Source organism: Rhodococcus sp. G6(2025), from assembly GCF_058628105.1.
In genome coordinates, this window is sequence record NZ_CP179750.1 from 7,192,146 (window position 1) to 7,212,090 (window position 19,945).

Sequence of the window (19,945 nt, forward strand, 5' to 3'; positions counted from 1 at the left end):
CGCCACGGTAGGTGAGTCGTGAGCCACATCACAGCCCACCTCCGAGGAAGAACAGGTCCCGCGCATGCAATTCGACCTACGCGAACGCATCGACAACAGCCCGATGACGCGCTACCAATGGGGCGCCATCGCCATCTGCGGTCTACTCAACGTGCTCGACGGCTTCGACGTCCTCGTCATGGCGTTCACCGCCCAGTCGGTATCGCAGGAGTGGGATCTGTCCGGCTCGGTCGTCGGCCTCCTGCTCAGCGCCGGACTGTTCGGCATGGCCGCGGGATCGCTGTTCCTGGCGCCGTGGGCTGACACCATCGGCCGCCGCGCCATGATCCTGCTGTGCCTGGCACTCGCGTCGACGGGCATGCTGCTGTCGGCGGTCAGCCAGAACGCGATGCAACTCGGCCTGCTCCGCGCCCTCACCGGCGTCGGCATCGGCGGAATCCTCGCCAGCAGCAACGTCATCGCCAGTGAGTACGCGTCGAACCGCTGGCGCGGGCTCGCGGTGAGTCTCAACTCCACCGGCTACGCCGTCGGCGCCACCCTCGGCGGGATCATCGCCGTCGTCCTGCAGAACTCGCTCGGCTGGCGCTCGGTGTTCCTGTTCGGCGGACTGTGCACGGCGGCCATCATCCCCGTCGTCTACGCCCGGCTCCCCGAATCGATCGACTTCCTGCTCGTCCGGCGACCGGCCAACGCACTCGACCGGATCAATGCCTTCGCCCAGCGGGTCGGTCAGCCGCGACTCAACGAGCTGCCCGCACCGCGTGCCGCCGCCACCGCCGACGCCGGATTCGCGATGCGCGTCCTGCTGTCACCGCAGCGCCGCCGCAGCACACTCCTGGTGTGGTTCGCATTCTTCATGGCGATGTTCGGCTTCTACTTCGTCACCAGCTGGACCCCGAAACTGCTGGTCGAGGCGGGCATGTCCGCGAACCAGGGCGTCACCGGCGGAGTGCTCCTCAACCTCGGCGGCATCTTCGGCGCCACCCTGCTCGGGGCGCTGTCCGCACGTTTCGCCCTGAAGCGTGTGCTCATCGCCTACATGGCGATCGCGGGCGTACTGCTCGTCGTCTTCGTTCCCGCCACCGCGTCCATCGTCATCGCGTTCGGGCTCGGCGCCCTGATCGGCGTCTTCGCCAACGGCTGCATCGCCGGGCTGTACGCGATCACGCCGTCGGTCTACTCGCCCGCCGTCCGGGCCACCGGCGTCGGCTGGGGCATCGGCATCGGCCGCGTCGGCGCCATCGCGTCCCCGATCGTCGCGGGCGCCCTCCTCGACCGCGACTGGTCGCCCACCCAGCTGTACATCCTCGTGGCCGTGTCCTTCGTCCTCGCCGGACTCGCCGTGTCGCGACTGCGGTTCGAGAAGACCGGCGTGGACGCCGGGGACGCCACCGCGGATGCGCCGCTGACCACCCACTGAGGCGGCTCCGCCACCCGTGCGCCTTTCTGGTTGCTGGAACAACCAGAAAGGCGCACGGGCCCGGAGGGCCTAGATCCCGACCTTCGACAGGATCGCCGTCATCGCCGCCTGGACGCCGGTGGACAGGGTGGGTTCCGCGACGGGGGCGAAGAACGGTGAGTGGTTCACCGGCACAGGCTTTCCGCTCTCGAGGGTCTCCGCGGTGTGGCCACCGAACATCCAGAACACCGACGGCACACCGATCGCCTCGGCGAGCAGACCGAAGTCCTCCGAGCCCATCATCGGAGACGACGGCGTGACGTTGTTCTCGCCCAGCACTTTCTGCAGCTCGGCGACGAGTTCGGCGGTGGCGTCGGGATCGTTGTAGTTGCGCGGGAACGTGTACAGCTCCTCGATCAGCGGCTTCGGCGCCCCGGACGCGGCGGCCTCGGCGTAGATGATGCGGCGCAGCGCGGCATTGACCTGCTCACGCACCTCGGGGTCGAGGGTGCGCACGTTGATCGTGAACTCGGCCCGGTCCGCGATGATGTTCTCCTTCAGCCCCGCATGGAACGTCGCAACCGTGACGACCGCCGGCTTCAGGGGGTGCACTTCGCGGGACACAATGGTCTGGATTCGGTTGATCATGTTGACGCCCTGGATGATCGGGTCGATCGAATCCTGCGGCTGGGAGCCGTGTGAACCCTGGCCGTAGACGGTGACCTTCAGCGAATCGGCCATGGCCATCGCGTCGCCGCTCGTGACGTGCACGGTGCCGGCCAACATCGGCCCGACGTGCTGCCCGAAAACGATCTCCGGCTTGGGTGCCCGGTCCCACAGGCCGTCCTCGACCATCGCCTTCGCCCCGGCGGCCGTTTCCTCGCCGGGCTGGAAGAGGAACACGATCGTTCCGGCCCACGCCTCCCGCGCGCCTGCGAGCAGTTCGGCGACGGTGAGCAGGGTGGCCACGTGTGTGTCGTGGCCGCAGCCGTGCATCACCGGCACCTCGGTGCCGTCGTCGAGGTGTCCGGTGGCGGCGCTGGCGTAGTCGACGCCGGTGTCTTCCGCGATCGGCAGCCCATCGGAATCGGCGCGGAAGGCCACCGTGGGGCCCTCACCGTTGGTCAGGACACCGACCACTCCGGTGCCGCCGCAGACGAACGTGTCGATCCCGAGGGCGACGAGGGAACTCTGGATCAGCTCGGCGGTCTTGTGTTCCTGCATGGACAGTTCCGGGTGCGCGTGCAGGTGGTAGTAGAGGTCGTGCATCTTCGTCCGCAGCTCGTCGGTGAGCGCGATCGGCAGGTCGGTCATGGAGCCTTCTTTCGAATCAGGTGAAGGTGAGATATCTCCGCGTATCGATTCTTACTCGATGGTCGCGAGCTCGGCCGGGCTCTGGTCGTTCTTGTTCCGCAGGAACCAGGCGAGGACCGCCGTCACGATCACCGCGATGGCGGTGGACGACAGCGCGAGGCTCGGCATCGCCGGAACCACGACGAACGTGACGACCGCGGCCACCAGCAGCGCGACCACCGTGGCCCGGGGCTGCTTCATCGACACGATCGCCTGCACGAGGACCGCCCCCAGGACCGAGGGAAGGATGTAGGAACGGGTGACGGTCACGATGTCGGAGGGAATCACGCTGATCAGCCAGGTGCCGAGCAGCCCCACGAACACAGCCAGGGACACGAGGTGCACCATCGCGGCGCCGCAGATCGCCAGGACCGCAGCCAGTTCGGCCCGCTTGGTTCCCGGTTTGGCTCCGATGTTCGTCTGCGCGATCAGCGCGGCCGGCAACAGCTTGTTCGCGATGTTGCCGATCATGAACGCCTGGTACATCGCGGCCGGGCCGAGGATGGGGAAATAGGTCAGGGGTTCGACCAGCCAGATGATGAAGAATGTCCCGGCCACCGCGGCGAACGCGGTCCACAACTGGCCTGCGGTGACGTCCACCTCACCCGAGAACACCAGGTACAGGGGCGCACCGATCGACAGGAGCAGCCCCACGATCATCGTGATACGACCCCAGCGGGACGTCGTCTTGTCGAACTCGGCGAGTTCACGCGCGCCGGTGGACACCGTTACGGCTTCGTCGGTAGTCATCGAAAAGTCCTTTCCGTGCGTGTCGTGAATCAGGAGGTGACCAGGTAGGTGACGGTGAGGGCGACGAGGATCGAAATACCCAGCCCCCATTCACGGAGCCAGCCCTTGCCGGACGTCCGGGCCACGAACAGGCAGATCCCCATTGCGACCGCGGAGGCGGCGAACGCAACGATGTGATAGCTGGACTTCGTGAGTTCCTGGAAGCCCAGCGACGCGAACGCGCCGATCAGGGCCGCGGACGGAACGACCGCCATCAACGCCGGATTCACCGTGCGGATCTTCGCGTCACCCCGCTTGAGCAGCGGGGTGAGGACGAGCGCGGACAGCATCCACATCACGCCGCCGATGCTCATCGCGAAGAATGCGACGACGAAGACGTTCTGGGTGTAGGTGTCGGTACCGAGTTTCGCGCCCATGGAGTCGGCGGCGATGCTGGCCGCGGACACGTCGTACGCGGCGGAACCGATCAGGCCGATGCGGGCCAGGACGGCGGGCGTGCCGAAGAGGGCGAGCAGGGCGATCGCCACGAGGCAGACCGCCAGGGACGGTCCGATCGCCGAGACGGCGCCGGAGCGGAACGAGACTTTCATGTCTTCCGGCGACATGTCCGCGACGGGTGCCACCTTGCGGACCGCGGTCATGTAGATCGCCGACTGCACGACGATGACGACGAAGATGCCGGCAACGGCCACCCAGAGAACAGGCGAGTTGGCGACAGCCATGATGTCCGTGGATGCCCCACTAGCAGTCACATTCATGGATCTCCCAGGGAGAGTGAGCAACCGGTGAACCGATTGCTCGAGCGATGTGAGGGTGATCCGGTGGATCACCTCGGCTGACACCCGCTCTGTTCCGTAACCTGAGAGTTTGGAGACACACTCGTGCGAGTGGTCATCGTGCCCCGTCGGTGAACGTGCCGTTACAGCCGACACGCTGCTCTCCAGAGTTCCCGACCCTGACTGTCCTGGTGCCTGAGAGTTTGTGGGTACTTGCTCCTTCGGCGCCCGGGACACGGTCCCGGAACTCTCCAGCCAGGTTCATAGGGAGAAACCATCGAGATGGTTCCGAATCGAACTGACTCGAGACGTACTGTTCCGCAGACGTATTACGAAAGCATGACTTCACCGTTCCGGCGTGTTAACTCACAACAGTTCCTGGTCGGAAATCGCCAGTGCGCGTTCGCATGCCGAACACCCCATGTGAGTGGCAAAGCGTGCGCCAGCACACTTTGCCACTCACATGGGGGTCAGCCGTGGACGTGGAGTGGCTTGCCGGCCACTGCCATCAGTGCCTCGCCGAGCGCCTCGCCCTGCGTGGGGTGGGCGTGCACGAACTTCGCCGCCTGCGCGGCGTCGACCTCGAAGTTGTAGAGCAGCTGCGCCTCACCGATCAGCTCACCGACTCGGTCGCCGACCATGTGCACGCCGACGACGACCCCGGTCGGCGCCACCACGAGTTTGACCGCCCCCGACGTCTTGAGGATCTGGCTCTTGCCGTTGCCGGCGAGGTCGTAGGTGACGGTCTCGACGTTCTCGCCGAACTTCTCCCGGGCCGCGGTCTCGGTCAACCCGACGGACGCGACCTCGGGGTGGGAGTAGGTGACCCGCGGGATGCCGGTCTCGTCGATGACCTCCGGACGGAGCCCGGCGATTTCCTCCGCCACGAAGATGCCCTGCTGGAACCCGCGGTGGGCCAGCTGGAGCCCGGGGACGATGTCGCCGACCGCGAAGACGTTCGGGACCGTGGTGCGCAGTCGATCACTGGTCACCACGAAGCCCTTGTCGAGCATCACTCCGGTCTCCTCGTACCCCATGGACGCGGTGTTGGGTCCGCGCCCCACTGCGACCAGCACGACGTCGGCGTCGAGTACGTCGCCGGAGTCGAGGGTGACCGACACCGCGTCCTCGTCCTGCGTCACCTCCGTCACCCGCACACCTGTCTTCGCGGCGATCTTGCGGCGGCGGAATGCCCGCTCGAGGTACTTGGAGATCGTCTCGTCCTCGTTCGGCACCAGCCGTGGCATCGCCTCGACGATCGTCACCGACGCGCCGAACGACGCCCAGACACTGGCGAATTCGACGCCGATGACGCCGCCGCCCAGGATGATCGCCTTCTTGGGGACCAACGGCAACACGAGAGCCTGGTCGCTGGTGACGACCCGGCCACCGATGCCGATGCCGGGCAGCGTCTTCGGCGACGACCCCGTTGCCAGGACGACGGCGCCGCCCGTGATCAGCTCGTCGTCGACCTCCACTCCGTTGGGTCCGACCAACCGGCCGCGGCCGTTGACGACGGTGATGCCGTACGAGTCGACGAGGCCCTGCAGTCCCTTGTGCAGTCGGGTGACGATGGTGTTCTGGTAGCTCAGGACCTTCTCGAGGTCGACACCGTCGAACGTGACGTCGATACCGAACTGCGAGGCGGTGCGGGCACTGTCCGCGACCTCGGCGGAGTGCAGCAGCGCCTTCGTCGGAATGCACCCCTGATGCAGGCAGGTGCCGCCCAGTTCGTTCTCCTCGACGAGGATGACCGAACGGCCCAGTTCGGCCGAGCGGATGGCGGCCGCGTAGCCGCCGGAACCGCCGCCGAGGATGACGACATCTGCAGATCGGTGGGACATGGGAACTCCTTGCTGGAACGGAAGAGGGTGGGGTTCAGTGAACTGCGGTTGCGGCGACGGCCTCCGCGTGGAGGCGGCCGGCCCGATAGGAGGAGCGCACGAGCGGACCGGACAGGACGCCGAGGAAGCCGATCTCGCGGGCGATCCCGTCGAGCATGACGAACTCGTCCGGCGTCGCCCACCGTGCCACCGGATGGTGCCGGGCCGACGGCCGCAGATACTGCGTGATCGTGATCAACTGGCAGCCGGCCGCGTGCAGGTCCCGGAGGGCCTGAATCACCTCGTCCGTGGTCTCCCCCATCCCGAGGATCAGGTTCGACTTGGTGATCAGGCCGTCCTCCCGAGCCCGTGTGATCACCTCGAGGGACCGCTCGTACGTGAAGGCAGGGCGGATACGACGGAATATCCGGGGAACAGTCTCCACATTGTGCGCGAGTACTTCCGGGCGGGTGTCGAACACCTTGCGTAGTTGCGCGGCATCGGCGTTGAAATCGGGGATCAGCAGTTCGACGCCAGTGCCCGGGCACAGTTCGTGAATCTGCCGGACCGTCTCCGCGTACAGCCAGGCGCCGCCGTCCCACAGATCGTCGCGGGCAACCCCGGTGACGGTGGCGTACCGAAGGCCCATGGTCTGCACCGACTCGGCGACCCTCCTGGGTTCGCCCCGGTCGAGTGCGGCGGGGCGGCCTGTGTCGATCTGGCAGAAGTCGCACCGCCGGGTGCACTGGCTTCCGCCGATGAGGAAGGTCGCCTCTCGGTCCTCCCAGCATTCGAAGATGTTGGGACATCCCGCTTCCTGGCACACGGTGTGCAGGTTCTCGCGTTCGACGAGGGCGGCGAGGTCCCGGTATTCGGGGCCTGTCCGCATCTGCACCTTCATCCACGACGGTTTGCGTTCGACCGGGGTCTGAGCGTTGCGGACTTCGAGGCGGAGCAGTCGGCGGCCGTCAGGCTGTGCAGTCATGTGGGGAACTCCTAGGGCCGGTCGAAACCGGTCGGTATGCGTCGTCGGACCCGCGCGGTGGACAGCGCGGAACCGGGGCAGGCGATTGGGGAGAGCGAGCACACTTCGACAACCGTTGCGGCTGCGGGCATCTGGGCTCTCATCGTCCGGCGTGTGCGGTCACGTCGGAGCGAAGATGCATCGAGGATGCCAAACGACGAGGACTTTTGGCAACACCGTCGGTCCAAGGAGACAAACCCGCGGCGTCTGTGTACTGTTTGGCCAATCACAACTGAAGACGCCGTTGACGCGCAGCGGGAGAACCTCCGTTTCGGAGGCGCCGTAGGAGCAACTTCCTCCCCGGGAATCTCTCAGGCCCCAGTACCGCAGCGCAGAGGCAACTCTGGAGAAAGTATCGGCCGTAAAGCCGGAACTTACCGAAGGTGAAGAGCACGCCGTAGTTGCGGTGCGCCCAAACTCTCAGGTTTCAGGACAGAGCGGGGAGGTGCCCCCTTGTCGATGTCCGGTGCGGTCCGGACTCAACGAAACCGGAGTCACCTCGTGCCAGCAGAACCCCGCACCGCCACCCACGGCGTGCCCCTCACCAGCGACTTTCCGTCCCGCCACATCGGTCCTGATGCTTCCGCGTCGCGGCGGATGCTCGACGCCCTCGGTTACGACAGTCTCGCGAACCTGATCGACAGCGCGGTGCCGGACCAGATCCGCAGCTCACAGCCCTTGAATCTGCCCGCGGCGCGGTCCGAGCAGCAAGTTCTCACCGATCTGCGGGCACTGTCGGAGCACAACGAGATCCGCGTCCAGATGATCGGCCTCGGGTACTCCGACACCATCACGCCCGCGGTGTTGCGGCGGAACATGCTCGAGTCCCCCGCCTGGTACACCGCCTACACGCCGTACCAGCCGGAGATCTCCCAGGGCCGGCTGGAGGCGCTGCTGACGTTCCAGACCGTCATCGAGGATCTCACCGCCCTTCCCCTGGCCGGCGCGTCGCTGCTCGACGAGGCGACCGCCGTGATGGAGGCGGTGCTGCTGATGCGGCGGGCGAACAAGTCGAAGTCCGCCACCAACCGCGTCGTCCTCGACGCAGACTGCCTGCCGCAGACGCTGGCCGTCGTCCGGGGACGAGCGAAGGCGGTGGGCATCGAGGTGGTGGTCGCGGAACTGTCCGGGGAACTGCCCGACGGTGACATGTTCGGGGTGGTCTTCCAGGCGCCCGGTGCGAGCGGCGCGGTGCGCGACCTGGCTCCGATGATCGCCGCGGCGAAGGCGCGCGGCGCGCTGACCACGGTCGCGGCGGACCTGCTGTCGCTGACGATCCTGACGCCGCCCGGCGAGCAGGGCGCCGACATCGCCGTCGGGTCGGCGCAGCGTTTCGGTGTGCCCCTGTTCTTCGGCGGACCGCACGCCGGCTACATGGCCGTGCGCGGCGGGCTCGAGCGCATGCTGCCCGGCCGTCTCGTCGGAGTGTCCGTCGACGTCGACGGGAAGACCGCCTACCGGCTGGCACTGCAGACCCGCGAACAGCACATCCGGCGTGACAAGGCGACCAGCAACATCTGCACGGCGCAGGCACTGCTTGCGAACGTCGCCGCGATGTACGCCGCCTACCACGGTCCGGAAGGGCTGCGCGCCATCGCAAATAGGGTGCACGACCACGCGACGACCATCGCCGGAAGCCTGCGCGCCGCCGGTCACACAATCGTCCACGACAGCTTCTTCGACACGGTTCTCGTGCGGGTCCCGGCGGGTGCCGGGGCGATCGTGGAGTCGGCCGATCGGGACGGCATCAACCTCCGCCTCGTCGACGCCGATCACGTTGCGATCGCCTGCGACGAGTGCACCACCGACGACATCGTCCGGCGGGTGGTCGCCGTGTTCGGTGCGCAGCCGACGACCGTCGCGGCGGCCGAACTGCCTTCGGCACTCGCCAGGACGTCGAACTACCTGCAGCACCCTGTGTTCCACGATCACCGCTCGGAAACCGCGATGCTCCGCTTCCTGCGCACACTGTCGGACAAGGACCTCGCGCTCGACCGCACTATGATCCCGCTCGGATCGTGCACGATGAAACTCAACTCCGCTGTCGAGATGGAACCCATCAGCTGGCCCGGGTTCGCGTCCATCCACCCGTACGCCCCGGTCGCGCAGACGGCCGGCTACCTCGAGCTCGTCGCCGACCTGGAACGCTGGCTCGGCGAGATCACCGGCTACGACCGGGTCTCGTTGCAGCCCAACGCCGGATCCCAGGGTGAGCTGGCCGGGCTGCTCGCGATCCACGGCTATCACGAATCCCGCGGCGACTTCGGACGCAACGTCTGCCTCATCCCCCAGTCCGCGCACGGCACCAACGCGGCGTCCGCGGTTCTCGCGGGCATGAAGGTCGTCGTCGTCGCGACCGCGGAGAACGGCAACATCGACGTGGGCGACCTACGCGCGAAGATCGCGGCGCACGAGGGCGCGGTGGCCGCCATCATGCTGACCTACCCGTCCACACACGGCGTGTACGAGAGCGACGTGCGGACGGTCTGCGATCTGGTGCACGAGGCCGGCGGCCAGGTGTACGTCGACGGCGCGAACCTCAATGCGCTGGTCGGCCTCGCACAGCCAGGTAAGTTCGGCGGCGACGTGTCACACCTGAACCTGCACAAGACGTTCTGCATCCCGCACGGCGGCGGTGGTCCCGGTGTCGGGCCTGTCGCGGTGCGCGAGCATCTGGCGCCGTTCCTGCCCGGTAATCCGCTGGGCGGCGACGACCTCGGCACCCCGGTGTCGGCGGCCAACTACGGATCGGCCGGCATCCTGCCCATCACGTGGGCGTACATCGCACTCATGGGACCGGACGGGCTGACGAGCGCCACCGAAACCGCGGTTCTCGCAGCCAATTACGTCGCCCGGTCGCTGGATCGGCATTTCCCGGTCCTCTACACGGGCCCGTCCGGTCTGGTGGCACACGAGTGCATCCTCGACCTCCGGCCCATCACCAAGTTGACCGGCGTCACCGCCGAGGATGTCGCGAAGCGATTGATCGACTACGGCTTCCACGCGCCCACCCTGTCGTTCCCCGTCAACGGCACCCTGATGGTCGAGCCGACCGAGTCCGAGGATCTGGCCGAACTCGACCGCTTCATCGAGGCGATGGTGTCGATCCGCCGCGAGATCGACCTGGTCGGCGATGGCGTGTGGCCGCTCGAGCGCAGCCCACTGCGTCAGGCCCCGCACACCGCCGAACAGGTGACCGCGGACGAATGGGACCTGCCCTACCCCCGCCACCTCGCCGCCTACCCCGTCGCGTCGCTTCGCGCCGCCAAGTACTGGCCCCCGGTGCGTCGCATCGACGGCGTCCACGGCGACCGCAACCTCGTCTGCTCGTGCCCGGCGCCCGAGGCCTTCGAGAACACCACCGACATCGACACTTCGGCCATCGCCGAGACCCCCGAGGAGGCCTTCGCATGACCCTCACCACGACGCCCGCGTCCCCGCTGCTCGGCGAGCACGGCGCGCTGGGAGCCCATTTCACCGACTTCGCGGGCTGGCAGATGCCGCTGAAGTACGACAGCGAACTCGCCGAGCACCACGCCGTCCGCAAGACCGCCGGACTGTTCGACCTCTCGCACATGGGCGAGATCGCGGTCACCGGACCCGAATCCGGAGCGGTCCTGGATTATGCTCTGGCCGGCGAACTCTCGAAGATCGGCGTCGGCAGAGCCAAGTACTCCCTCCTGTGCAATGCGGACGGCGGAGTCATCGACGATCTGGTCGTCTACCGTCTCGCCAACGAGCATTTCCTCGTGGTGGCCAATGCGGCCAACGCGCCGACGGTGCACCGCGAACTGGCGGCACGCGTCGAGGGTTTCTCCGCGAACGTCGACGATCAGTCCGCGGAGACCGCACTGATCGCGGTGCAGGGACCGGCCGCGCAGGGCATCGTGCAGTCCCTCGTTCCCGCCGAGCAGGTCGACACTGTGGCGGAGTTGAAGTACTACGCGGTCGCGCGCGCGGTGGTCGCCGGCATCGACGTCCTCCTCGCCCGTACTGGGTACACCGGGGAGGACGGCTTCGAGCTGTACGTGCCGAACGAGCTGTCCGTACAGTTGTGGCGCGCATTGCTCGACGCCACCACGACCCGCGGCGGCGTCCCCGCCGGCCTCGCCTGCCGCGACACCCTCCGCCTCGAGGCCGGAATGGCGCTGTACGGCCACGAACTGAACCTCGGCACGAATCCGTACGAGGCCGGGCTCGGCAAGGTGGTCCGGCTGAACAAGGAATTCGTCGGCCGCGATGCCCTGCAGAAGTTGTCGGATCAGTCCCCGCAGCGGGTGCTCGTCGGCCTCGCCGGAAGCGGCCGCCGGGCCGCCCGTGCCGAGTACACCGTGTTGGACGCGTCCGGCGGATCGGCGGTCGGCACCATCACGTCCGGGGCGTTGTCCCCGACGCTCGGGCATCCGATCGCGCTCGCCTTCGTGGACGTCGCGTTCCGCGAACCGGGCACCGAACTCACCGTGGACATCCGCGGCAAGAAGGAACCGTTCGTGGTCACGCCGTCGCCGTTCTACCGCCGCTCCTGAGCCGTTCCCACCCACTTCAGCCCCGAAAGGGTCACACATGTCTTCGCACGCCTTCCCTGACGACCGCAGCTACACCGACGATCACGAGTGGGTCCTGATCGAGCCGGGCGCCACGCTCCCCGACGAGCCGGTCCGCGTCGGCATCACGTCGGTCGCCGTCAACTCGCTCGGCGAGCTGGTCTTCGTCGACCTGCCGGAGGTCGGTGCGACCATCGTCGCCGGCGAATCGTGCGGCGAGGTCGAATCCACCAAGACCGTGTCCGAGCTGTATCCGCCGGTGAGCGGCCGGGTCACCCTGATCAACACCGCCGCCGTCGACGACCCGGGACTGGTCACCTCCGACCCCTACGGCGAGGGCTGGCTGTTCGCCGTCCAGCCTTCCGCCGCCGGCGAACTCCTCACCGCGGCCGAGTATGCCGAGAAGAACGGGGTGCAGGCATGAGCGTCCTGAACCGCGACCTCGCGGATTTCGACCCGGACGTCGCCGCACTGATCGGCAAGGAGCTGGGGCGCCAGCGCACCGGCCTCGAGATGATCGCGTCGGAGAACCACGCACCGCTTTCGGTGATGCAGGCGCAGGGGTCCGTGCTGACCAACAAATACGCCGAGGGGTACCCGGGCAGGCGCTACTACGGCGGCTGCGAGCACGTCGACACGATCGAGCAGCTCGCGATCGACCGCGTCAAGTCGCTGTTTGCCGCCGAATACGCTAACGTGCAACCGCATTCCGGCGCCACCGCGAACGCGTCGGTGATGCACGCGCTGATCGAGCCGGGCGACACGATCCTCGGACTATCCCTCGCCGACGGCGGCCACCTCACGCACGGCATGCGCCTCAACTTCTCCGGCAAGCTCTACAACGTCGCCGCCTACGGGGTGTCCGAGCAGGACTACCGCATCGACATGGACGAGGTGGCGAAGGCGGCACGCGAGCACCGGCCGCAACTGATCATCGCCGGCTGGTCCGCCTACCCCCGGCACCTGGACTTCGCCCGCTTCCGGGAAATCGCCGACGAGGTCGGCGCATACCTGATGGTCGACATGGCCCACTTCGCGGGTCTGGTCGCCACCGGATTCCACCCGTCCCCCGTCCCGCACGCACACGTCGTCACGTCGACGACGCACAAAACCCTCGGCGGACCCCGCGGCGGCATCATCCTGACCAACGACGCCGCCATCGCGAAGAAGATCAACTCCGCGGTGTTCCCCGGCCAGCAGGGCGGCCCACTGGAACACGTGATCGCAGGCAAGGCAACGGCATTCAAGATGGCGGCCGAACCCGACTTCGCGGAGCGTCAGGAACGCTGCCTCGACGGTGCGAAGGTCCTCGCCGAACGGCTCAGCCGACCCGACGTCAAGGAAGCCGGAATCAGCGTCCTCACCGGCGGCACGGACGTGCACCTCGTCCTCGTCGACCTGCGGGATGCCGCCATCGACGGGCAGCAGGCCGAGGACCGCCTCGATGCGATCGGAATCACCGTCAACCGCAACGCCGTCCCGTTCGATCCGCGGCCGCCGATGGTGACGTCCGGTCTGCGCATCGGCACCCCGGCACTCGCCGCCCGCGGCTTCGGCCGCGACGACTTCGTGACGGTCGCCGACCTCATCGCCCAAGCTCTCACCGCAGCGGACGGCGCCGACACGACAAGACTCGCCGCCGAAGTGCGGGCACTGGCCGACAAGTACCCGCTCTACCCGGGCTTGTAACTCGTGACGATCAGTGTGTTCGACCTGTTCTCGGTCGGTATCGGACCCTCGAGTTCGCATACGGTCGGGCCGATGCGGGCGGCGGGCACGTTCGTCGACGACCTCGACACACTCGGCCTTCTCGGGGACGTCGCCGGTGTCCGTGTCGATCTGTACGGATCGCTCGCGGCCACCGGCGCCGGCCACGGCACCATGTCGGCGATCCTCCTCGGCCTCGAGGGGTATCGGCCCGAAACCATCGCCACGGAGGAGATGGAGACGCGACTCGACGAGGTGCGGGCGAGTCGGCGGATCCGTCTCGGCGGGACGGTCGACATCCCGCTCGCCGAAGACGAGATGGTGTTGCACCCGTTGACGGTCCTGGACTTTCACCCCAACGGCATGACCCTCACCGCCACCAGCGTGACCGGCCGTGAACTGCACGCGCAGACGTACTATTCGATCGGCGGCGGATTCGTCGTCACCGGCGCCGAACCGGAGCTGCCCGTCGCCGCGGGCGCGAATTCGCTGTCGTTCGGGTCGGCGCGCGAGTTGCTCGACCTCAGCGAGCACTACGGGCTCACGATCAGCGAGGTCATGCTCGAGCACGAACGCGCCCTCCGGCCCGAGCCGGCGGTCCGGGCGCGGCTCCTGCACATCCGGGACGTGATGGTCGAGTGCCAGCACCGCGGAATCAGCCGGGACGGGTACCTGCCCGGCAGTCTGCGGGTACGCCGCCGCGCCCGCGGCTGGTACGAGCGGCTGAATCTGGAGGATCCGGGTCGTGATCCCGCGTTCGCCGAGGACTGGGTGAATCTGGTGGCCCTCGCCGTCAACGAGGAGAACGCCTCCGGCGGACGCATCGTCACCGCCCCCACCAACGGGGCGGCCGGCATCATCCCGGCGGTCCTGCATTACGCGCTGCACTACACCCCCGCCGGGAAGGCGGACCCGGACGGAACGTCGGTGCGATTCCTGTTGGCGGCAGGCGCAATCGGATCCCTGTACAAGGAACGGGCCTCGATCTCCGGGGCCGAGGTGGGCTGTCAGGGCGAGGTGGGTTCCGCGGCGTCCATGGCCGCCGCCGGGCTCGCCGAGATCCTCGGCGGCAGCCCGGAGCAGGTGGAGAACTCGGCGGAGATCGCGATGGAACACAGTCTCGGTCTCACCTGTGATCCCATCGGCGGCCTGGTGCAGATTCCGTGCATCGAGCGCAACGCCATTTCGGCGGGCAAGGCGATCAACGCCGCCCGGATGGCTCTGCGCGGCGACGGCACCCACCGGGTCAGCCTGGATCAGGTGATCGAGACGATGCGGGCCACCGGCGCCGACATGAGCTCGAAGTACAAGGAGACCTCCACCGGCGGTCTCGCGGTGAACGTGTCGGTGAATCTCGTCGAATGCTGACGTTAGTCCGCGCGGACCAGTGAATGGACGCGGTGCCGGGGATCCGATCGGGATCCCCGGCACCGCGGTCACGCATGTGCGGGCTGCAACAGACCGATCCGGTCGAATCGCTCCGCACGGTCGGAGAGTCGCTGGGTGGTGTCTGCCGCATCGAGGAGCGACAGTTCGCGGTGGAGTACCGCACCCACCCGGGTGCAGAACGCCGTGGATTCGTCTGCCGCGTCCGGGAATTCGGGGATCACCTCGTCCACGATGCCGCTCGCGAGGAGATCGGACGACCGGATTCCCTGCCGGGCGGCCATGTCCGGAGCGTGCGCGATGTCGTGGTGCAGGATCGCGCTCGCACCTTCGGGTGGCAGGGGTGAGAGCCAGCCGTGCTGGGCCGCGAGCACCCGGTCGGCCGGGATCAACGCGAGCGCGCCGCCGCCGGTGCCCTGCCCGAGCAGTAGGGAGATGGTGGGGACGTCGAGCGAGACCATGTCGGCGATGCAGCGCGCGATCTCACCGGCCAGACCGCCTTCCTCCGCCTCCTTCGACAATGCCGCGCCCGCGGTGTCGATGACCGTCACCAACGGCAGGTTCAGTTCCGCCGCCAGCCGCATTCCCCGGCGGGCTTCCCGCAGAGCGCCCGGGCCGAGCGGCGACCGCGTGGTCTGCCCTCGACGGTCCTGGCCGAGCAGGACGCACGGCATATCACCGAACCGGACGAGGGCGAGGATCAAGCCCGGATCGACCTCACCCTGACCGGTTCCGTTGAGCGGAAGAACATCCGACGCGGAGTGGAACATCACCTCCCGCACCCCCGGCCGGTCCTCGCGGCGCGAGGCGACCACCGAATCCCAGGCGGGGACGTCCGGCAGACTCTCGTGGACGGGGGCGTCCGCGAGCGACGGCCGGCCACCACGGCCGGAGGTGATGATGCGCAGCGCGCGGTCGACGATCTCGGCGAGCTGATCCGGCGGCCGCACCGCGTCGATGAGTCCGTGCGCGTGCAGGTTCTCGGCGGTCTGGACGCCCGCCGGGAACGGCGACTCGTACAGCGCCTCGAACACGCGCGGTCCGAGGAAGCCGACGAGCGCTCCCGGTTCAGCGATGGTGACGTGCCCCAGCGACCCCCAGGATGCGAAGACACCGCCAGTCGTGGGGCTTCGCAGGTAGACGAGGTACGGCAGGTGCGCCTCCTTGTGCTTGATCACCGCCGCCGTGATCTTGACCATCTGCAGGAACGCGGTCGTTCCCTCCTGCATTCGCGTGCCACCGGACGTGGGCAGGGCGAGCAGCGGAAGGCGTTCGCGCGTGGCGCGTCGGATCGCGGCGACGAGACGCTCGCCTGCGGCCACTCCGATGGAGCCGCCGAGAAAGCCGAATTCGCAGACGAGGATTGCCGTTCGGCGGCCGCGGATGGTGGCCACTCCGGTCAGCACCGCCTCGTCGAGGCCGGTCTTCTCCTGTGCGCGAAGAAGTTCGTCGGCGTACTCGGAGTCCGCCGCGACCTGGATCGGGGGCGTGTCCCAGGACTCCCACGTGCCGGCGTCGACTACGAGGTCGAGCAGTTCGGGAGCGGTCAGGCGAGCCATCAGCTGCACTCTTTCAGCCACGACATCACGGTGTCGTTGTCCGCGCCGAGGACCGGTGGTGCGGTGTGCCGGGTCTCGGTGACCTCGGTGCCGTCCGGTTCGAAGAACCGCAGGGGCGGGCCGGGCAGCGTGATGTTGCCGAGTGTGCGGTGGTCGACGTCGACGAGCAGTCCCTGCGACTTGGTCTGCTCCCATTCGTAGACTTCGGAGATCGTCCGGACGCGTCCCGCGGGCACTCCGATGCGGTCGAGTTCGACGAGAAGTTCGTCGCTGGTGTACGCGCCGAACGCGTCCTCGACCAGTTCCAGGACCTGCTTGTGGTTCTCGACGCGTTCGGGATTCGTGGCCATTCCGGGGGTTTCCGGATCGAGGTGGAAGCCCGCGCAGAACCGCTTCCACAGTCCTTCGCTGCCGACCGAGATCTGGACGGCGCCGTCGGCGGTGCGGAACAGCCCGTAGGGCGAGATCGACGGATGGTGGTTGCCCTGCGCCTCACCGACCTCGCCGGCGACGGTCCACTTCGTCCCTTGGAAGGCGTGCACGCCGACGACGCTGGCCAGCAACGACGTTCGTACGACGCGGCCCCGTCCGGTGCGCTCACGTTCCTGCAGGGCGGCGACGACGCCGAACGCCCCGTACATGCCGGCGAGCAGGTCCGCGATCGGCACGCCGACGCGCTGGACGTCGTCGGGATTGGGGCCGGTCAGCGACATCAGTCCGGCCTCGCCCTGCGCGATCTGGTCGTACCCCGCGCGTCCGCCTTCGGGTCCGTCGTGACCGAAACCGCTGATGGACAGGACGACCAGGCGCGGGTTCAGCTCCGCGAGCCGTTCGGTGGTGAATCCCAACCGGTCGAGGACGCCGGTGCGGAAGTTCTCCATGAGGACGTCGGCGCGCCGGACGAGGGATTCGAGGGTGGCCCGTCCGTCTTCGGCCTTGAGGTCGAGGGTGATCGACTTCTTGTTCCGATTCGCGGACAGGAAGTACGTCGATTCCCGCTTGGCGTCAGCAGGGTTCACGAAGGGCGGCCCCCATCCGCGGGTGTCGTCGCCGCCGTGCGGGGTCTCGATCTTGATGACGTCGGCGCCGAGGTCGCCGAGCATCATCGCCGCGTGGGGGCCCGCGAGTGCGCGGGTCAGATCGACGACGACCACTCCTTGCAGCGGACCTGTGCGCTCCATCGTGTTCGTGGACATGTGAAACCACCCGTTACTTCCTGGCGAGAGCCGCGAGAGCTGGACTGTTGGTGCAGTGACCTAGTGGACTAGCCAATTAAATGAAACATCTGATTCGGCCGATGTCAAGAGGTGAAAAGTCGATTCAACGACGCGGGGAGGCGGGCCGGTCGCCTCCCCGCCGGCCGTCAGAGCCAGCCGGGCACCACGAGAATCGCCCAGGCCACGAGTGGCCCGATGGCCACGACGAGGGCGCTGTACTTCAGGATCTGCTTGTAGAAACGGTCTCGATCGACATTCTGTGCGTTCGCGAGGACCAGCGCTCCGTTGGTCGAGAACGGGCTTACGTCCACGATGGTCGAGGAGATGGCAAGCGCGACGATGACGCCCACCGCGCCCACCTCGCCGGCGAGGAGGAAGGGGACGGCGAGCGGAATGGTCGCTCCCAGAATCGCCGTGGACGACGCGAATGCGGAGACGATGGCCCCGATGTAGCAGAGCAGAAGAGCGACGAGAAGAGGCATCCCCAGGCTGGCCACCGCGTTTCCGACGTACTCGACGGTGCCCGCCTCCTGCAGGACCCCCACGAAGGTGAGCACGCCGCCGATGAGCAGAACCGTCGACCAGCTGATCTGAGCGATCGCACCCTTCTGCGCCTTAGGCGAGGCGAGCGCCAGGACGACGGCCACCGTCATCGAGATGAACCCCACGTCCAGGTCGAGGATCAGCGAGAACACCGCGAGCGCGGCGAGACCGACCAGAGTGAGGGCCTGATCGAATGTGACTCCGGGGCGTGCGGGTGCGCCCGCGAGGGTCGCCGTCGGGCGCACCTTGGTCGCGGTGGCCCCTCCGGACCCCGAGCCACCTCCGGTCGCGGGCACTCCTCCGCCCGAGCCACCGGCACCAGTTCCTTCGGTGTTCTCGGCGCCGTCGTCGTGCACGCTGCGCCCGATCAGGTCCCGACCGCCCAGGAAGACGAACAGGAGCACCCCGATAGCGGCGTTGAACAGGAGGCTTCCGAGGAACAGGGTGAGCGGGCTGTTGGTCAATCCCGCCTTGGACGCGATGTCGTTGACCGTGACGCCGTAGATGCTGATCGGCGAGAAGCCGCCTGCCTGCGCTCCGTGGACGACCATCATGCCCATCAGGAGGGCGTTGATCTTGTAGCGGGCGGCGAAGCCGAGAGCGATCGGCGCGACGATCGCGACGGCGGCAGGGCCGAGCGCGCCGATCGAGGTGAGTACCGCCGTGATCCCGAACATCACCCAGGGGATCAGCGCGACACGACCGCGGACCAGCCGGACCGCCCCGCGGACCATGAGGTCGACGGTCCCGTTGTTCTGGGCGATCGCGAAGAGGTAGGTGATGCCGACCAGCGTCAGGAACAGGCTGCTGGGGAATCCGGCGATGATGTCGTCGCTGCTCATGTGCAGTGACAGGGTTCCGACGAAGAAGGCGGCAACGAAGCCGAGAGCGCCCATGTTCACGGGCAGCACGGTCGCCGCCAGGAACATGACAGCGAGCGCAAGTATGGGGATCAACTCGGTCGACATGAAAGTCTCCGGTTCTGTGGCAGTGGCATCTGGTCTCGACCGCCGCCGGCGAGCAAATTGACTCAGTGGCAGATTGGCCTAGCCACTTCATAAAAGCAGTGTCGTGGATCACTGTCAATAGGAACTGTGGATGCGGTTACATGCCTGTGCGAGATACCGTGGAGTAGTTTCAGTGGAATGGAGAGTGGGTGGCCCAGTGGCTGAGCAACTGCGTCCGGTAGCACGACCGCGGCTGTACGAGGTGATCGTCGAACAGCTCTGCGCCCATATCGCCGACCACGAGATGACGCCGGGCGACCGACTCCCCGCCGAGCGTGAACTCGCCGCTCAACTGGGCGTGAGTCGCGCTTCCCTGAGTCAGGCGCTCGTCGCCCTCGAGGTACAGGGTGTGGTGTCGGTGCGGCACGGGGACGGTGCCGTGCTCGTCCGCCGCCCCATCGAGGAACGAGCCGTCAAGGCGCTGCGCGAACACGCCGATCGTCTCCCCGAGGTGATCGAGGCCCGCGAGGCACTCGAGGTGAAGCTTGCCGGGCTCGCCGCCGAGCGCCGGACCGACGCGGAAATGGCGGCGATCGATGCCGCCCTCGCGACGATGGAAGCCGAGATCGCCGCCGGCGATCGCGGCGTCGTCGGCGACGAACAGTTCCACGAGGCCATCACCGTCGCGGCGCACTCGTCACTGCTGGCCAAGCTGATGCACGAGATTTCCGGGCTGATCCGGGAGACCCGGATCGAATCCCTGTCCCAAGCAGAACGCCCGCGGGCCTCGCTCGAAGGGCACCGCCGCATCGCGACGGCGATTCGAGACCAGGACTCCGCGGGCGCTTCCCGTGCGATGGCCGATCACATCCGGATGGTGTCCGACGTCGCGCTGCTGCGCGAGGGCGGATAACCGG

Annotated in this window: 15 protein-coding genes and 3 riboswitches; of the genes, 7 read left to right on the forward strand and 8 right to left on the reverse strand. The window is 67.6% G+C overall.

Annotation, left to right across the window (positions count from 1 at the left end):
• The first annotated feature begins 64 nt into the window (after window positions 1-64).
• Window positions 65-1,420 (forward strand): MFS transporter, encoded by a 1,356-nt coding sequence (locus ACLIVD_RS33310; protein ID WP_491931398.1) that lies wholly within the window; start codon window positions 65-67, stop codon window positions 1,418-1,420.
• A 69-nt stretch (window positions 1,421-1,489) separates the two neighbouring features.
• On the opposite strand, the gene ACLIVD_RS33315 is transcribed toward ACLIVD_RS33310, so the two are convergent.
• The 5 genes from ACLIVD_RS33315 to lipA form a co-directional block, all read right to left on the reverse strand.
• The gene (locus tag ACLIVD_RS33315; protein WP_491931399.1) at window positions 1,490-2,713 is read right to left on the reverse strand and encodes an amidohydrolase; all 1,224 of its coding nucleotides are present in this window, start codon (window positions 2,711-2,713) and stop codon (window positions 1,490-1,492) included.
• A gap of 51 nt (window positions 2,714-2,764) precedes the next feature.
• A complete protein-coding gene (locus ACLIVD_RS33320) occupies window positions 2,765-3,502 on the reverse strand; it encodes a hypothetical protein (RefSeq protein ID WP_491931400.1) in 738 nt (245 codons plus the stop codon).
• Window positions 3,503-3,531: 29 nt separating this feature from the next.
• A complete protein-coding gene (locus ACLIVD_RS33325) occupies window positions 3,532-4,260 on the reverse strand; it encodes a DUF5058 family protein (RefSeq protein ID WP_491931401.1) in 729 nt (242 codons plus the stop codon).
• An 87-nt stretch (window positions 4,261-4,347) separates the two neighbouring features.
• Window positions 4,348-4,448: riboswitch (glycine riboswitch) on the reverse strand.
• Window positions 4,449-4,451: 3 nt separating this feature from the next.
• A riboswitch (glycine riboswitch) is annotated at window positions 4,452-4,543 on the reverse strand.
• A gap of 205 nt (window positions 4,544-4,748) precedes the next feature.
• Entirely contained in the window at window positions 4,749-6,122 is a 1,374-nt protein-coding gene (lpdA, locus tag ACLIVD_RS33330) for a dihydrolipoyl dehydrogenase (RefSeq protein ID WP_491931402.1), read from the reverse strand.
• A 34-nt stretch (window positions 6,123-6,156) separates the two neighbouring features.
• The gene (lipA, locus tag ACLIVD_RS33335; protein WP_491931403.1) at window positions 6,157-7,086 is read right to left on the reverse strand and encodes a lipoyl synthase; all 930 of its coding nucleotides are present in this window, start codon (window positions 7,084-7,086) and stop codon (window positions 6,157-6,159) included.
• A gap of 284 nt (window positions 7,087-7,370) precedes the next feature.
• A riboswitch (glycine riboswitch) is annotated at window positions 7,371-7,462 on the forward strand.
• 122 nt (window positions 7,463-7,584) lie between these two features.
• Here lipA and gcvP point away from each other — a divergent pair.
• Genes gcvP through ACLIVD_RS33360 form a run of 5 tightly spaced genes read left to right on the forward strand, consistent with a single transcriptional unit; the run spans window position 7,585 to window position 14,744 of the window.
• A complete protein-coding gene (gene gcvP, locus ACLIVD_RS33340) occupies window positions 7,585-10,539 on the forward strand; it encodes an aminomethyl-transferring glycine dehydrogenase (protein WP_491931404.1) in 2,955 nt (984 codons plus the stop codon).
• Window positions 10,536-11,651, forward strand: a complete 1,116-nt coding sequence (gene gcvT / locus ACLIVD_RS33345) for a glycine cleavage system aminomethyltransferase GcvT (protein ID WP_491931405.1) — start codon at window positions 10,536-10,538, stop codon at window positions 11,649-11,651. Before gcvP ends, gcvT begins: the two co-directional genes overlap by 4 nt.
• Before the next feature lie 37 nt (window positions 11,652-11,688).
• Window positions 11,689-12,093 carry a glycine cleavage system protein GcvH gene (gene gcvH / locus ACLIVD_RS33350; RefSeq protein WP_005250549.1) on the forward strand — a complete coding sequence of 135 codons (405 nt, stop codon included), beginning with the start codon at window positions 11,689-11,691 and terminating at the stop codon, window positions 12,091-12,093.
• The gene (glyA, locus tag ACLIVD_RS33355; protein ID WP_491931406.1) at window positions 12,090-13,358 is read left to right on the forward strand and encodes a serine hydroxymethyltransferase; all 1,269 of its coding nucleotides are present in this window, start codon (window positions 12,090-12,092) and stop codon (window positions 13,356-13,358) included. Before gcvH ends, glyA begins: the two co-directional genes overlap by 4 nt.
• 3 nt (window positions 13,359-13,361) lie before the next feature.
• Window positions 13,362-14,744, forward strand: coding sequence for an L-serine ammonia-lyase (locus ACLIVD_RS33360; RefSeq protein WP_491931407.1), 1,383 nt, complete (start codon window positions 13,362-13,364; stop codon window positions 14,742-14,744).
• Between the two features lie 68 nt (window positions 14,745-14,812).
• Here ACLIVD_RS33360 and ACLIVD_RS33365 read toward each other — a convergent pair whose 3' ends face one another.
• The 3 genes from ACLIVD_RS33365 to ACLIVD_RS33375 form a co-directional block, all read right to left on the reverse strand.
• Window positions 14,813-16,321, reverse strand: a complete 1,509-nt coding sequence (locus ACLIVD_RS33365) for a carboxyl transferase domain-containing protein (RefSeq protein ID WP_418341177.1) — start codon at window positions 16,319-16,321, stop codon at window positions 14,813-14,815.
• Window positions 16,321-17,517 carry a CaiB/BaiF CoA transferase family protein gene (locus ACLIVD_RS33370; RefSeq protein WP_491931408.1) on the reverse strand — a complete coding sequence of 399 codons (1,197 nt, stop codon included), beginning with the start codon at window positions 17,515-17,517 and terminating at the stop codon, window positions 16,321-16,323. Before ACLIVD_RS33370 ends, ACLIVD_RS33365 begins: the two co-directional genes overlap by 1 nt.
• Window positions 17,518-17,684: 167 nt before the next feature.
• Window positions 17,685-19,049 carry an SLC13 family permease gene (locus ACLIVD_RS33375; RefSeq protein ID WP_283351201.1) on the reverse strand — a complete coding sequence of 455 codons (1,365 nt, stop codon included), beginning with the start codon at window positions 19,047-19,049 and terminating at the stop codon, window positions 17,685-17,687.
• 196 nt (window positions 19,050-19,245) lie between these two features.
• On the opposite strand from ACLIVD_RS33375, the gene ACLIVD_RS33380 reads away from it, so the two are divergent.
• A complete protein-coding gene (locus ACLIVD_RS33380; protein WP_283332231.1) occupies window positions 19,246-19,941 on the forward strand; it encodes a FadR/GntR family transcriptional regulator in 696 nt (231 codons plus the stop codon).
• Window positions 19,942-19,945 lie beyond the last annotated feature (4 nt).

Bases quoted from the DNA above. Each gene is read 5' to 3' on its own strand.
- ACLIVD_RS33310 (WP_491931398.1), top strand. From the start codon at position 65: ATGCAATTCGACCTACGCGAACGCATCGACAACAGCCCGATGACGCGC.
- ACLIVD_RS33315 (WP_491931399.1), bottom strand. From the start codon at position 2,713: ATGACCGACCTGCCGATCGCGCTCACCGACGAGCTGCGGACGAAGATG.
- ACLIVD_RS33320 (WP_491931400.1), bottom strand. From the start codon at position 3,502: ATGACTACCGACGAAGCCGTAACGGTGTCCACCGGCGCGCGTGAACTC.
- ACLIVD_RS33325 (WP_491931401.1), bottom strand. From the start codon at position 4,260: ATGAATGTGACTGCTAGTGGGGCATCCACGGACATCATGGCTGTCGCC.
- lpdA (WP_491931402.1), bottom strand. From the start codon at position 6,122: ATGTCCCACCGATCTGCAGATGTCGTCATCCTCGGCGGCGGTTCCGGC.
- lipA (WP_491931403.1), bottom strand. From the start codon at position 7,086: ATGACTGCACAGCCTGACGGCCGCCGACTGCTCCGCCTCGAAGTCCGC.
- gcvP (WP_491931404.1), top strand. From the start codon at position 7,585: ATGTCCGGTGCGGTCCGGACTCAACGAAACCGGAGTCACCTCGTGCCA.
- gcvT (WP_491931405.1), top strand. From the start codon at position 10,536: ATGACCCTCACCACGACGCCCGCGTCCCCGCTGCTCGGCGAGCACGGC.
- gcvH (WP_005250549.1), top strand. From the start codon at position 11,689: ATGTCTTCGCACGCCTTCCCTGACGACCGCAGCTACACCGACGATCAC.
- glyA (WP_491931406.1), top strand. From the start codon at position 12,090: ATGAGCGTCCTGAACCGCGACCTCGCGGATTTCGACCCGGACGTCGCC.
- ACLIVD_RS33365 (WP_418341177.1), bottom strand. From the start codon at position 16,321: ATGGCTCGCCTGACCGCTCCCGAACTGCTCGACCTCGTAGTCGACGCC.
- ACLIVD_RS33370 (WP_491931408.1), bottom strand. From the start codon at position 17,517: ATGTCCACGAACACGATGGAGCGCACAGGTCCGCTGCAAGGAGTGGTC.
- ACLIVD_RS33375 (WP_283351201.1), bottom strand. From the start codon at position 19,049: ATGTCGACCGAGTTGATCCCCATACTTGCGCTCGCTGTCATGTTCCTG.